The following is a 12,679-nucleotide window of genomic DNA, read 5'->3' as shown; positions in this document are numbered from 1 at the left end:
TATTGCCTGCCCCGGCTGCCGGGGCCAACCAAAACCAACTGGGGAGTCCCTTTGATGAAACTGACCAACCTCCTGACCAGCGCCGCCGTGGCGCTTGGCCTGGCCGCGGGCGCGGCGTTGGCCGAAGACAAGACCAAAGTGGGCTTTGTCTATGTCGGCCCCGTCGGCGATGGCGGCTGGACCTATGAGCACGACCAGGGCCGCAAGGCGGTTGAGGCCGAATTCGGCGACAAGGTCGAAACCGTCTACGTCGAAAACGTGGCCGAAGGCCCGGACGCCGAGCGCGTGATGACCCAGATGGCGCTGGAAGGCGCCGACCTGATCTTCACCACCTCCTTCGGCTACATGGACCCGACCATCAACGTGGCGAAGAAGTTCCCGAACGTGAAGTTCGAGCACGCCACCGGCTACAAGCGCGCGGACAACGTCTCCACCTACTCCGCCCGCTTCTATGAAGGCCGCGCGGTGCAGGGCACCATCGCGGGCCACATGACCGAGAGCAACATCATCGGCTACATCGGCTCCTACCCGATCCCGGAAGTGATCCGCGGCATCAACTCTGCCTATATCCACGCCAAGAAGGTGAACCCCGACGTCGAGTTCAAGATCGTCTGGGCCTTCACCTGGTTCGACCCGGCCAAGGAAGCAGACGCCGCCAAGGTGCTGATCGAACAGGGCGCCGACGTGATCCTGCAGCACACTGACTCCACCGCGCCCCAGGCCGCTGCGCAGGCCGCTGGCAACGTGATCACCTTCGGCCAGGCCTCCGACATGTCGGAATACGCGCCCAAGCCGCGCGTGTCGTCGATCATCGATGACTGGGCACCTTACTACATCGCCCGCACCAAGGCCGTGATGGACGGCACCTGGGAGTTGGTTGACACTTGGGACGGCATCGGCGCCGGCATGGTGGGCATCGGCGAAATCTCCGACGCCGTTCCGGCGGACGTGAAAGAAGCTGCTCTGGCCATCAAGGACTCGATCGCGGACGGCTCCTACCATCCCTTCACCGGCCCGCTGAAAAAGCAGGACGGCAGCGACTGGCTGGCAGAGGGTGAAACCGCCGATGACGGCACCCTGGCCGGCATGAACTTCTATGTCGAAGGCCTGGAAGGCGACATTCCGCAGTAAATCGCGGTTTCGGTGCAAACATCAAAGGCCCGCCGCTTGGCGGGCCTTTTTTGTTGCGGGCAAAAGGCTGATCTCAGCGAAGCCTGCTGACACGCCCTGTCACTGCCCTGATGTACACCCGGCTCCACGAACCGGCCGCCGGAATTTCCGGGCCGGCTGAATGCACCAGCGGAAGATTGTCCGCTCCCCCTTAAGCCCCGTGGAGAGAGCCTTTGAAACTGAATTACTTCGTTGTTGGAACCAACGACATGGAAGCGTCGGTCAAATTCTATGACGCCTTGTTTGAGCACTCAGGTCTGACCCAGGTCCGGCCAAGCGAAAGAATGACCTACTGGCTGAAGGACGATTTTGCCTTTGCAGCCGCCCTGCCCTTCGACGGCGAACCGGCCGTCAATGGCAACGGAACCATGGTGGGGTTCAGCCTTGGATCTGCTGCCGAAGTCACCCGGCTGCACAGCAAGGCGATTGAGCTGGGCGGCACATGCGAGGGCGAACCGCGGCAGCGGGGGCCGCGGTTCTCCGCATATGTGCGGGACTTGGACAGAAACAAAATCTGTTTCGCTGATTAGGGTCAGGAGCAAACAACCGGCGCGGCCAGCTTTTGCGCAGCGCCGTCGACCCGCTGCACCAGCGCCGGACCGGTCACTGTGCAGCCTGCCAGCTGCGCCGCATATTCGGTCAGCTTCTCCAGCTGCTCCCTGTCGGACGCAAAGAGATGTTTCAGCGGCAGCCGGATCTTGTTCAGAACAGCGAAACTGCTGCCGTCCACAGTCACGATCCGGAAGCGGGTCCTGGCATCCCCCAGCCCGGTCTGTGCCGCATAGGGGGATTTCCATTTCGAGCTTGAATACGCCATGGCCGACTGTGCCGCAGCCCGGCCTGCCTGCGGCTGGCCGCCGCCCTGATACCGGGCGGAATGGTAAACCAGCCAGGGCGCGCCGGTGCGGGTCTTGTGCAGGCCGGGGCGCATGGCGCTGGTGTAATACCCGGCCTCTGCCAGGGCCGCTGTCCGGTAATCCGGCCCGCCGGTCTCTGCCCCGGCCACAGGCTGCGCGCCATAACCGGTGCGGGTCGCCGACCAGTAATCCGGCTTCTCCGGTGCAGCGCAGGCCGCCAGCAAGGCCGCTGCCCCGATCATCAGAAACTGTTTCACTTTCCCTCTCCATTCCGCTGCGCCGCCCATGATGGCAAAGAAACCGGGCCGGAATATGGCACCGGTTCAAGAGCGCGCAGGCAGGCGGAAACCGCCTTTCCCTGCCCGTCACCCTGTGCCAAGCTCCGCGCCATGACCCAGACCGCACGCAAGATTCTGACCGCCCCCGACGGCACCCCGGCCAGCCGTTTTGCCTTTGGCACCATGCAGTTCGGCGGCCGCGCCGATGAGGCGCAATCGGCCGAGATGCACGCCGCCTGCCGCGCCGCCGGGATCAACCACTTCGACACTGCCTGGCTCTATACCGATGGCAACTCGGAACAGATCCTGGGCCGCCTGATCAAGGAGGAACGCGAGCAGCTGCTGATCGCCACCAAGGCGGGCTATACCGGCGGCGCCGGCACTGCCAACCTGCGCGCCCAGCTGGACGAGAGCCGCCGGCGCTTGGGGCTCGACATGGTCGACGTGTTTTATCTGCACCGGTTCGATCCGGACACGGACCTGCGCGAAACCATGGACTGTTTCGCCGCGCTCAAGGACGAGGGCGCGATCCGCTACGTTGGCCTGTCGAACTTTGCCGCCTGGCAGGTGATGAAGGCGCAGATGGCGGGGCTGGCCTCCGGCACTGGCGTGGACATCCTGCAGCCGATGTATTCGCTGGTGAAGCGGCAGGCCGAGGTAGAGATCCTGCCGATGTGTGCCGATCAGGGCGTGGCCGTGGCCCCCTATTCGCCTCTGGGCGGCGGGCTCCTGACCGGCAAATACACCGAGGGCGGCAGCGGCCGCATCACCGAAGACCACCGCTACCGCGCCCGCTACGGCGCTGAGTACATGCATGAGGCCGCCCAGCGCCTCTCGGCCCTCGCGGCGGAGCGCGGCACCGATCCGGCCACGCTGGCCGTCGCCTGGGCCGCCGCGCATCCCGCGGCCCCGATGCCGATCATCTCCGCCCGCAACCTGCAGCAGCTGCAGCCCTCGCTGGCGGCTCTGGACTTTGAAATGGACGCAGAGCTTTACAAAACAATCGAAGCCTTCAGCCCGCGGCCCGCGCCCGCGACGGACCGGCTCGAAGAACAGGATTAGACCCATGCAGGATTTCATCGTCATCGGCGGCGGCATGGCCGGCATCAGCGCCGCCGCCCGCCTTGCGGACCTGGGCAGCGTCACGCTCCTGGAGATGGAGGACGCGCTTGGCTACCATTCCTCGGGCCGCTCCGCCGCGCTGTTCGAAGAAAACTATGGCCACGGCGCCACCGTGACCCTGAACCGCGCCAGCGCCGCTTACCTGCGTGACGGCGGCTACCTGTCGCCGCGCGGGCTGATGCTTTTGGGCGCCAAGGGGGACGCCGGCGGCTTTGCCCGCGACGTGGATGAGCTGGGCATGGCGACGCTGGAGCTGGACGAAGCCCGCGCCATGGTGCCGATCCTGAACCCGGACACCGTCGGCTTTGCCGCCATCAGCGGCGCGGCGGAGGATATCGACACCGACCGGATGCTGCAGGACTTTGCCAAGACCTTGCGCGCCGCGGGCGGGCAGACCGTGACCAAAGCGCCGGTGAGCGGCATCACCCGCATCAGCGGCGGCTGGGAGGTCACCGCGGGCGGCCGGACCTATCAGGCCCGCCAGCTGGTCAACGCCGCGGGCGCCTGGGCTGATCAGGTCGCCGCGCTGGCCGGGGTGGCGGCGATCGGCCTCCAGCCCAAGCGCCGTTCGATGGCGCGGCTGCCGGCGCCGGGCGGCCATGACGTCAGCGGCTGGCCGATGCTGCTGGGCGTGGGCGAGACCTGGTACGCCAAACCCGACGCGGGCAAGCTGCTGGTCTCCCCCGCCGATGCCGACCCGGTGGAGCCGCATGACGCCTATGCCGACGACATGGTCCTGGCCGAAGGGCTGGCGCGCTATGAGGAGATGGTGACAGAGCCGGTGACGCGCGTCGAAAGCAACTTTGCAGGCCTGCGCAGCTTTGTGGCGGACGGCACCCTGGTGCTGGGCCCGGATCCGGATCAGCCGGACTTCATCTGGTGCGCAGCTCAGGGCGGCTATGGCATCATGACCGCGCCCGCAGCCTCGCAGCTGATTGCCGACCTGGTGGCAGGCCGCACGCCGGTGCTGGACGCGGACACGGTGGCGGCGCTGTCGCCCGCCCGGCTGCGCTGATGCCGGTACGCTCTGTTCCCGGCGCGGCCTCGGTTGCTGCACCTGAGGAGGGCAAGCTGTTCGCCCCCGCCGCCGCCCGCAACAGCAGCGTTCTGTGCGACCTGCTGGCGGAGGCGGCACCCGCCAAGGGCCGCGCCCTGGAACTGGCCAGCGGCACCGGCCAGCACGCCGTGGCCTATGCCGCCCGCCTGCCCGGCCTGATGTGGCAGCCCAGCGAGGTGGAGGACATCCGCCTCGCAAGTATCCGGAGTTATGCCGAAGAGAGCGGTCTCAAGAACATCTCGCCGCCGGTTCAGCTCGACGCCACCGCCCCCGGCTGGAGCGCGGCGCAGCCCGGCCAGGACCTGATCGTGCTGGTGAACCTCCTGCACCTGATCAGCGAAGGCGAGGCCCGCACCCTGATCCGCGAGGCCGCCGCGGCGCTCGCCCCCGGCGGGCGGTTCGTGATCTACGGCCCCTTCATGCGCGGCGGCGAGCTGACCAGCGACGGCGACCGCGCCTTTCACGCGGCGCTATCCGCCCACGACCCGGAGATCGGCTACAAGGACGACTTCGACGTGATCGACTGGCTGCACGGTGCCGGGCTGGAGTTGCTGCAGGCGGTGGAGATGCCCGCCAACAACCTCGCCCTGATTGCGGAAAAGCCAGCCATCTGACCTGGATCAAAGCCGCGCAGAAGTGCCGCCCATACACCTTCAATAATCGGAATGTATTATCGAGGGAACAGCAGATGGACTGGCACGAGAAACTGGACGGCACCCGCAAGGGCCTGCGCAATCTGAACGGGGCAATCCCGGAAACCGCCCAGGCGTTCGGCGCGCTTGGCAAGGCGGTGAAACAGGGCGGCGTGCTAGAGTTCAAGCAGAAGGAATTCGTCGCCCTGGGCATTGCGGTGGCGCTGCGCTGCGAGGATTGCATCGGCCTGCATGTGGAGGCACTGGTCAAGGCAGGCGCCAGCCGTGCCGAAGTGGGCGATGTGCTGGCGATGTCGATCCAGATGGGCGGCGGCCCGGCGATGATGTATGCGGCCAAAGCGATGGAGTGCTTCGATCAGCTGACACGCTGAATTCCGGCGCGGAATTCAGCCCGGAAAACACGTGTTTTCCGTGGAAAATTCCGCGCCGGAATTTTCTTCGCTAGCTGGTGCCGCGGACCTCTTGCAGGCCTTGCAGCACCTGGCGAATATGCTCCACCGCCGGGTTGTCCGGCAAATAGAGCGCGCGGCAGCTCAGGTTGATTTCCGGCGCGCCCTCAACCGCGTGCAGCGCCCCCGCGGCCAGTGCCTCAGCCGCCATATAGGCCGGGAAATATCCCATGCCGCCCCGCTTTTGCAGGTATCGCAACCCCATCAGCGCATTGCCCAGAACGATGTGCTGACGGCTGCGGCGGGGCAGCACCTCGCGCAGCCGGGCATCGTACTCGCTGCCGAATTCCAGGTTGACGAACAAGGGCAGCGCATCCCGCCCCAGCCGCAGCGGCTGATCCGCCACCAGCACCAGCCGCTCCGGCGGCAGCTCCTCCACCGCCAGGCCGGTGCCCGCGGGCACTTCATTGACGATGGCCAGATCCAGCAGCCGCCGCGCCACCGCCTCGCCCATGTTCATCGCGTGGTCGTAGTTCAGCGTGAACGGCACCGTGCCCTGCTCCGCCTCCAGCCAGACCGCCACATCCACCAGCACGGGATCCCAGACCGACAGCTGCGCCCCCAGCCGCAAGGGCACACGCCCCGCCAGGCTTGCCTTCAGATCGCCGGAGACGAACTCCCACGTTCGCATCATCTGCTCCGCATAGGGCTGGAACTGCCGCCCCGCCTCGCTCAGCCTTGTGCCGCCCGGCCCGCGGTCGAACAGCGGCGTGCCCAGCGCCTCCTCCAGCGCCTTGATCCGGGCGCTGACGGCGGTCTGGGTGATATTCAGCACCCGCGCCGCACCGTGAAAGCTGCCGGTGGCCTCAATCGCCAGAAAGGTCTCAAAAGAATTGATCTGCATGGTGATAAATATTTCCGATCAGTTTGAGCAAATCAATTCGTTTTCCTGCTCATCCGGGAACCGCTAGGCTGCCCGCAGATCAACCAAAGGACCGCGCCAATGCTGGACAAAAGCCACAAGCCAAACTGGACCAGTTTCGAAGAAGCCACGCCTGCAGACTGGGCAGCAGTGGAGAAGTACGAGGAAGAATACAACGCCGCCCTGCCCGACCGCATCCTCGACGCGATCCGCTCGCTGGACGAGGATTGGACCCCCTACCCGGTGAACCGCTACCAGCACAGCCTGCAGGCCGCGACCCGCGCCTGGGAGGACGGCGCCGAGGACGAGATCATCGTGGCAGCCCTGGTGCATGACACCGGCGATATCCTGTCGCCCTACAACCACGGCGAGCTGTCGGCGGCGATGATGAAGCCCTACGTCAGCGAGAAGACCTATTGGATCCTCAAACACCACTGCGTGTTCCAGGGCTTTTACTACAACCACCATTTCGGCGGCGACCGCAACGCTCGGGACAAATACCGCGACAGCCCCTATTGGGAGGACTGCCGGTATTTCTGCGAAAAATACGACCAGTGCGCCTTTGACCCGGCGTACCCGACCAAGCCCTTGGAGTTCTTCGAGCCGATCCTGCGCAAGGTGCTGTCGCGCGGCTGGGGCCATATGGAGCTGGCGGAGACGGCCCAAGACTGACCTGCCCGCCCGGGCGGCATCTGCGAACAGAAAAAGAGGGGCCGGACGGCCCCTCTTTTAAATGCTGCTGTTGTTAGTCCCACCAGCCTTCATCGACCGACGGCAACTCTTCCAGCTGTTCTTCGGTATAGCGGGTGACGATCACGTAGCGCTTGTCATCGACCGGTGCCAGACGCATGTCTTCCACCGGGATCATCACGTGCTTGTCGCCCACGTCCAGGAAGCCGCCGACTTCGGCCACGACGCCCTTCATCTGGCCGTTACGGTCCAGGATGATGTCTTCGATTTCACCGATGTCGTTCCAGTCCGGGCCGACGCCATCTGCTTCCCAGTTGCCCCAGGTGTCTTCGTCCATCGGGCCGTTCAGGGTGTAGATGTCACCGCCGGTGATATCCCGGGTGCGGATCAGATCCTTGGTATCCAGCTGGGTTTCTGCAAGAGCCGGTGCAGCCGCCATGCCAGCCGCGAGGGCGATTGTTGCGAGGCGTTTCATGTTGCATTCTCCTTTTCTGGTTCGTTCATAAGGTGAACGGGCGCAGGAGAAGAAAGTTCCTGAAAAGCCGGGAAAATTCCTGAGCATCATCTGCGGCCACCCGCTGCAGCGGGTGCCAGGGAGGAAGCGGGCAAGCCGCTTTGAAGCGGTGGCGCCGCGCGGTGCGCGCCGCTACCGGGGCCAGGCAGGCCGCGCCTGCGGCGCGGCCTGCCTGGCCCAACGGGAACCTTCGGATTTAATATCCGAACGGTGACGGGCGGGAGGTCTTCGCGCGGCCCTTCCAGCCGCGCAAAGAGGCTATCGCCGCAAGCTCAACCCGCGGCGCAGACGGCTGCGCCCATCAGCACCGGCATCCGTTGACCGCCGGCCTCCATTGCAAACGCCTGTTCAACCCGGACCGGCTCAAGGCCTGCGCCCCTGAGCGCGTCTCCTACCTGCTGCTCCGTCAGCCCGGAGCCGCCATCATCCGTGGCCAGCCAGTCCCATTGCACAAACAATCCGCCGCGGTTCAGCAGCCCCGCCAGCTCGGCCACGGCACCGCTGTAGTCCGGCAAGAAACCGCAGACGGACGAGGCGCAGATCAGATCAAAGCCGGTGAGCCCACCGCCAACCTCCCTTGTGCTGCTGTCCAGAATATCCGCGTGCAGCGCCCTCACGCCGGGCAGCGCCTTGTCCTGCAGCACCGCGATCATCCGGTCCGAGGTGTCAACGGCCACCACCTCCTGCACGTGCGGCGCGAGCTTCCCGCTCAAAAGCCCGGTGCCGCAGCCGAAGTCGAGCACCCGCTTGTCTTTCCAGCCCCCGCCGGTGATACCGGCAAAGGCATCAAGCGCGGCAAAGGCTTTGTCGGCATAGTTCCGGACATCGCTGTTGCCGTCCCAGCCGTCTGCGTAATCGTTCCAGTCGTCGCTCATTTGCCTGCCCTGCCTTGGTATCTCAGGCCCGGGACAGTGAAGCGGCGGGCGGGCGGCGTCAACAGGCACTGGCGCAGCTGTTTCCCCGGATCAAGGACGCGTGCCGGGTGCCCAAAGCTTGTCCAAAACCCTGCCGGAAAGCAGACTGGGCCGCGATCCTGACCGTCCCAATGGAGGCACCACGATTGCAGCGCCACCCCGCGGTCAGGCGCTCGTTCGGCTGTAGTTGGCACTCTTTTTGCAGCGCATCCGGCGCCAATTCTGTAAGTTTCTGTTATTTTGGATAGAACTTGTTAACCTTAGACTTCACCTGCGAGGAGGATCCATTGCAAAAAGTGCTGTCAGTAATTGTGAGCTTTTGGGTCTGTTTGGGAGCTGGCTCGGTCGAAGCTTCGACAAAAAAGCTCACCTGGGCCGTTTTCGATATTATACCTTGGAGCGAAAACAATCCCGACACAAAGAAGAGAAAAGACTTTGCAGAAGCCATAGAACGCTACTGGGAAAGTTTTGATACCCGAATACCACGCCTTTCCCCAAGCGAACAGGAGTGGATTGAAGCTGAGATGGGAACCAAAGGTGAGCGGCTTAATAGAGCGCTGCAAAGCAGAGAGTATGCACTCTGGTCGCTAAACAGACATACAGACTTGTGCCTCGATACAATTCGCAGCGTCGTCAGCACATTCGAAACGGAGAAGTCGAGACAGCTAGAGATGTTCTTCTGGGTACGGATGATCAACTGTTACGACGGAACTGATGACTTACTAGTTCACCTTGACCGAGCCAAAATTCCATACAACGACAAAGCAGACCTGCACGTTCAAACTCCTATCAGCAATACAGCACAACATATAATTGTGAACAAAGTTGCTCCAATGGCCATGGCCGAAACCATGGGATGGACACTCGAAAATTAATTGCCACTTCTCGCAGCTATTCAGAACAATATCGATGGCTGTATTGATGTAGCAGCACTACTTTTTTGCATATTTTTTTCCATAACAAAAAAGCCCCGGCACATTGACCGGGGCTTTCTCATCTCTTTCGCCGGAACTTACCCGTTCTGGCGGATTGTCTCGTTCTTCGGATCATAGGGGCTGTCGCAGGTGACGACCGCGTCCCACAGCTTGTCCTGGATCTTGACCTGCAGCTTGGTGCCTTCCACCGCAAACTCAGGCTTCACATAGCCCATGCCGATGGATTTCTCGAAGGCCACCGAGTAGCCGCCGGAGGTCAGACGGCCCACACGGGTGCCATCCTCAGCGTACAGCGCCTCGCGGCCCCAGGGATCGGCGTCTTCGGGGCCGTCGATCAGCAGGGTGCAGCACTTCACGCGGACGCCGGTCTCGACCAGCTTGTCCTTGCCGTGGAAGTCCTTCTCCAGGTCGACAAAGCGCGGCAGGTCGGCTTCCAGCGGGGTCGCGTCGCGGCCCAGTTCGTTGCCAAAGGCACGGTAGGATTTCTCCTGGCGCAGCCAGTTCTGCGCACGCGCGCCGACCAGCTTCATGCCGTGCTTCTCGCCCGCTTTTTCCAGCAGGTCAAAGAGGTAGTTCTGCATCTCGATCGGGTGATGCAGCTCCCAGCCGAGTTCACCGGTGTAAGCCACGCGGATCGCGTTGACCGGGCACATGCCCAGCTCGATCAGGCGGGCCGACAGCCAGGGGAAGCTCTTGTTCGACAGCGCGGTTTCCGGGTCGGCGTCGACGATCACCTCTTTCAGCACGTCGCGGGACTTGGGGCCTGCGATGGCGAAGACGCCCCACTGGGTGGTCACGTCCTGGATCTCGATGTAGCCGAACTCCTCCATCTTGTCCTCGGCCGCCTTGCGCAGGAAGTCGGCGTCATATTCCGACCAGGCACCGGCAGAGACCAGGTAGTAGTTGTTCTCGCCGTTGCGCACGATGGTGTATTCGGTGCGCGTGGTGCCGTGTGAAGTCAGCGCATAGGTCAGGTTGATGCGGCCGACCTTCGGCAGCTTGTTGCAGGTGAACCAGTCGAGGAACTGGGTGGCACCGGGGCCTTTGACGACATGCTTGGTGAAGGCGGTGGCATCGATCAGGCCAACGCCGTTGCGGATCGCCTTGGCCTCTTCCACGGCGTATTGCCACCACTTGCCACGACGGAACGAGCGGCTTTCCCTGTCGAAGTTCTCCGGCGCATCGACGGGGCCGAAGTAGTTCGGGCGTTCCCAGCCGTTGACCCAGCCGAACTGTGCGCCGCGGGCCTTCTGACGGTCATAGGCGGGGGCGGTGCGCAGCGGACGGCAGGCTTCGCGCTCTTCGTCCGGGTGGTGCAGGATGTAGACGTGCTCGTAGCACTCCTCGTTCTTGCGGGCCGCGAACTCGGTGGTCATCCAGTTGGAGGAGTAGCGTTTCGGGTCGAGCGACGCCATGTCGATCTCGGCCTCGCCGTCCACCATCATCTGCGCCAGGTAGTAGCCGGTGCCGCCCGCCGCGGTGATACCGAAGGAGAAGCCTTCGGCCAGCCACATGTTTCGCAGACCGGGTGCCGGACCGACCAGCGGGTTGCCGTCGGGGGTGTAGCAGATCGGGCCGTTGAAGTCGTCCTTGAGGCCGCTTTCGGCGCAGGACGGCACGCGCTCGGCCATCGCCATGTACTGGTCGGCGATCCGGTCGAGGTCCAGCGGGAACAGGTCGGCGCGGAAGCTGTCCGGCACGCCATGCTCAAACCGCGCCGGTGCGCCGTGCTCGTAGATGCCGAGGATCCAGCCGCCGCGCTCTTCGCGGGCGTAGGATTCGTTGTCGGCGTCGCGGATCACCGGGTGCTCGGGGTTGCCCGCTTCGCGCCATTTGACCAGCTCGGGGTCCTGATCCATGACGATGAAGGTATGCTCGACCGGGATCGCCGGCATCTTGATGCCCAGCATCTTGGCGGTGCGCTGCGCGTGGTTGCCGGAGGCGGTCACGACGTGCTCGGCGGTGATCACCACCTTCTCGTCGGACTCGACCAGGTTGCCGCCCTTCTCGATCATCTTGGTGCAGGTGACTTCCCAATGGGTGCCGTTCCAGTGGAACGCGTCTGCCTGCATCTTGCGGACGATCTCGACGCCGCGCTGGCGGGCACCCTTGGCCATCGCCTGGGTCACGTCAGCCGGGTTAATGTAGCCGTCCTCGGTGTGGTAGATCGCGCCCTTCAGGTCGCCGGTCTCAATGAGCGGCCAGCGCTCCTTGATCTGCTCCGGGGTCAGCCACTCATAGTCCACGTCGCAGGTTTCTGCGGTGGAGGCATAGAGCATGTATTCGTCCATGCGCTCCTGGGTCTGCGCCATGCGCAGGTTGCCCACAACGGCGAAACCTGCGTTCAGGCCGGTTTCCTCTTCCAGGGTCTTGTAGAAATCGACCGAGTACTTGTGGATGTGGGTGGTCGCATAGGACATGTTGAACAGCGGCAGAAGGCCGGCCGCGTGCCAGGTCGAGCCGGAGGTCAGCTCGTCACGCTCGATCAGCATGACGTCTTCCCAGCCGGCTTTGGCCAGGTGATAGGCAATCGAGGTGCCGACGGCACCGCCGCCAACAACAAGTGCTTTGACTTGGGTTTTCATTCTCCCGCTCTCCAGCTTTGTGAGATTCTTGGCAGTGGTTATGCCCGCGCATTGAAATCCGCGCAAAATCAGGCCGACGCAAAAACAGCCAAAACCGACCTTGCGCGCCACAGCATACCGGATTCCGGCGGCGATTCTGACCGCTATGGCGATTTCCGCGCAGCAAAAAGGGGGCTCGCGCCCCCTGCTGGTCTCACTTCAGGCCGTCCGGACCGCGGTCAGCAGTCCGCTACATTGCCGCGGCGGATGCAGACCGGCGGCGGCGCTTCTTCGCCGCTCTGCGCTTCTGCGACCTGCTCGCCGCCTATGAACAGCCGCTTGCCATAACTGGCGGCCTCACCCCAGATCGACGTGCCGCCGCCGCCGCCGGCCAGGCGGGCTGCGTCCTCGGCACGGGCACGGGCAAACCGCTCCTGAAGGATGGTGCCATAGTCGGTGGCGCTGAGATCGCCCCAGCTGAGGTTCGCGTCGCGGGTCTGGATGTAGTAGTCGTAGCCGATCACCGCCTGGGTGCTGAACACCAGGATGCCCATCGTTCTTCTCAGTCCCATGCCGCTCTCCGGTTCCGCAGGAATGCTTCGGTTTCATTGCAA

General features: G+C 63.9%; 14 protein-coding genes. 8 read left to right on the top strand and 6 right to left on the bottom strand.

What is annotated here, in order from left to right:
• Positions 1-54: 54 nt before the first annotated feature.
• Complete coding sequence (locus ACXAED_RS13170) at positions 55-1,131, top strand: BMP family ABC transporter substrate-binding protein (protein ID WP_475050455.1); 1,077 nt, start codon at positions 55-57, stop codon at positions 1,129-1,131.
• Between the two features lie 212 nt (positions 1,132-1,343).
• The gene (locus ACXAED_RS13165) at positions 1,344-1,700 is read left to right on the top strand and encodes a VOC family protein (protein WP_475050453.1); all 357 of its coding nucleotides are present in this window, start codon (positions 1,344-1,346) and stop codon (positions 1,698-1,700) included.
• A gap of 2 nt (positions 1,701-1,702) precedes the next feature.
• Here the strand turns inward: ACXAED_RS13165 and ACXAED_RS13160 are convergent, their stop codons facing one another.
• Positions 1,703-2,284 carry a hypothetical protein gene (locus ACXAED_RS13160; RefSeq protein WP_475050451.1) on the bottom strand — a complete coding sequence of 194 codons (582 nt, stop codon included), beginning with the start codon at positions 2,282-2,284 and terminating at the stop codon, positions 1,703-1,705.
• Positions 2,285-2,416: 132 nt separating this feature from the next.
• On the opposite strand from ACXAED_RS13160, the gene ACXAED_RS13155 reads away from it, so the two are divergent.
• The 4 genes from ACXAED_RS13155 (at position 2,417) to ACXAED_RS13140 (ending at position 5,508) form a co-directional block, all read left to right on the top strand.
• Positions 2,417-3,367, top strand: a complete 951-nt coding sequence (locus ACXAED_RS13155) for an aldo/keto reductase (RefSeq protein ID WP_475050449.1) — start codon at positions 2,417-2,419, stop codon at positions 3,365-3,367.
• A gap of 4 nt (positions 3,368-3,371) precedes the next feature.
• The gene (locus ACXAED_RS13150) at positions 3,372-4,442 is read left to right on the top strand and encodes an NAD(P)/FAD-dependent oxidoreductase (RefSeq protein ID WP_475050447.1); all 1,071 of its coding nucleotides are present in this window, start codon (positions 3,372-3,374) and stop codon (positions 4,440-4,442) included.
• Entirely contained in the window at positions 4,442-5,098 is a 657-nt protein-coding gene (locus ACXAED_RS13145; RefSeq protein WP_475050444.1) for a DUF938 domain-containing protein, read from the top strand. The genes ACXAED_RS13150 and ACXAED_RS13145 overlap by 1 nt, the downstream gene beginning before the upstream one ends.
• 74 nt (positions 5,099-5,172) lie before the next feature.
• Positions 5,173-5,508, top strand: coding sequence for a carboxymuconolactone decarboxylase family protein (locus ACXAED_RS13140; protein WP_027235007.1), 336 nt, complete (start codon positions 5,173-5,175; stop codon positions 5,506-5,508).
• 70 nt (positions 5,509-5,578) lie between these two features.
• On the opposite strand, the gene ACXAED_RS13135 is transcribed toward ACXAED_RS13140, so the two are convergent.
• Entirely contained in the window at positions 5,579-6,430 is an 852-nt protein-coding gene (locus ACXAED_RS13135) for a LysR family transcriptional regulator (protein WP_475050442.1), read from the bottom strand.
• A 99-nt stretch (positions 6,431-6,529) separates the two neighbouring features.
• On the opposite strand from ACXAED_RS13135, the gene ACXAED_RS13130 reads away from it, so the two are divergent.
• Complete coding sequence (locus tag ACXAED_RS13130; protein WP_475050439.1) at positions 6,530-7,120, top strand: HD domain-containing protein; 591 nt, start codon at positions 6,530-6,532, stop codon at positions 7,118-7,120.
• Positions 7,121-7,193: 73 nt separating this feature from the next.
• Here the strand turns inward: ACXAED_RS13130 and ACXAED_RS13125 are convergent, their stop codons facing one another.
• Complete coding sequence (locus ACXAED_RS13125; protein WP_475050438.1) at positions 7,194-7,613, bottom strand: PRC-barrel domain-containing protein; 420 nt, start codon at positions 7,611-7,613, stop codon at positions 7,194-7,196.
• 311 nt (positions 7,614-7,924) lie between these two features.
• Entirely contained in the window at positions 7,925-8,527 is a 603-nt protein-coding gene (locus ACXAED_RS13120; RefSeq protein ID WP_475050435.1) for a class I SAM-dependent DNA methyltransferase, read from the bottom strand.
• A gap of 326 nt (positions 8,528-8,853) precedes the next feature.
• Between ACXAED_RS13120 and ACXAED_RS13115 the strand changes: the two genes are divergently transcribed.
• A complete protein-coding gene (locus ACXAED_RS13115) occupies positions 8,854-9,441 on the top strand; it encodes a hypothetical protein (protein ID WP_475050432.1) in 588 nt (195 codons plus the stop codon).
• Between the two features lie 137 nt (positions 9,442-9,578).
• Here the strand turns inward: ACXAED_RS13115 and ACXAED_RS13110 are convergent, their stop codons facing one another.
• Together ACXAED_RS13110 and ACXAED_RS13105 are read right to left on the bottom strand one after the other, a co-directional pair.
• A complete protein-coding gene (locus ACXAED_RS13110) occupies positions 9,579-12,086 on the bottom strand; it encodes a GcvT family protein (protein ID WP_475050430.1) in 2,508 nt (835 codons plus the stop codon).
• 218 nt (positions 12,087-12,304) lie between these two features.
• Entirely contained in the window at positions 12,305-12,637 is a 333-nt protein-coding gene (locus ACXAED_RS13105) for a hypothetical protein (protein WP_475050428.1), read from the bottom strand.
• Positions 12,638-12,679: the final 42 nt, after the last annotated feature.

The organism is Leisingera sp. ABM4_103 (assembly GCF_056158685.1).
This window is presented reverse-complemented; position numbering and strand designations above follow the sequence as displayed.

Excerpts from the sequence above, each read along its gene's own strand:
- ACXAED_RS13170 (WP_475050455.1), top strand. The coding sequence starts at position 55 with ATGAAACTGACCAACCTCCTGACCAGCGCCGCCGTGGCGCTTGGCCTG.
- ACXAED_RS13155 (WP_475050449.1), top strand. The coding sequence starts at position 2,417 with ATGACCCAGACCGCACGCAAGATTCTGACCGCCCCCGACGGCACCCCG.
- ACXAED_RS13150 (WP_475050447.1), top strand. The coding sequence starts at position 3,372 with ATGCAGGATTTCATCGTCATCGGCGGCGGCATGGCCGGCATCAGCGCC.
- ACXAED_RS13145 (WP_475050444.1), top strand. The coding sequence starts at position 4,442 with ATGCCGGTACGCTCTGTTCCCGGCGCGGCCTCGGTTGCTGCACCTGAG.
- ACXAED_RS13140 (WP_027235007.1), top strand. The coding sequence starts at position 5,173 with ATGGACTGGCACGAGAAACTGGACGGCACCCGCAAGGGCCTGCGCAAT.
- ACXAED_RS13135 (WP_475050442.1), bottom strand. The coding sequence starts at position 6,430 with ATGCAGATCAATTCTTTTGAGACCTTTCTGGCGATTGAGGCCACCGGC.
- ACXAED_RS13130 (WP_475050439.1), top strand. The coding sequence starts at position 6,530 with ATGCTGGACAAAAGCCACAAGCCAAACTGGACCAGTTTCGAAGAAGCC.
- ACXAED_RS13125 (WP_475050438.1), bottom strand. The coding sequence starts at position 7,613 with ATGAAACGCCTCGCAACAATCGCCCTCGCGGCTGGCATGGCGGCTGCA.
- ACXAED_RS13120 (WP_475050435.1), bottom strand. The coding sequence starts at position 8,527 with ATGAGCGACGACTGGAACGATTACGCAGACGGCTGGGACGGCAACAGC.
- ACXAED_RS13110 (WP_475050430.1), bottom strand. The coding sequence starts at position 12,086 with ATGAAAACCCAAGTCAAAGCACTTGTTGTTGGCGGCGGTGCCGTCGGC.
- ACXAED_RS13105 (WP_475050428.1), bottom strand. The coding sequence starts at position 12,637 with ATGGGACTGAGAAGAACGATGGGCATCCTGGTGTTCAGCACCCAGGCG.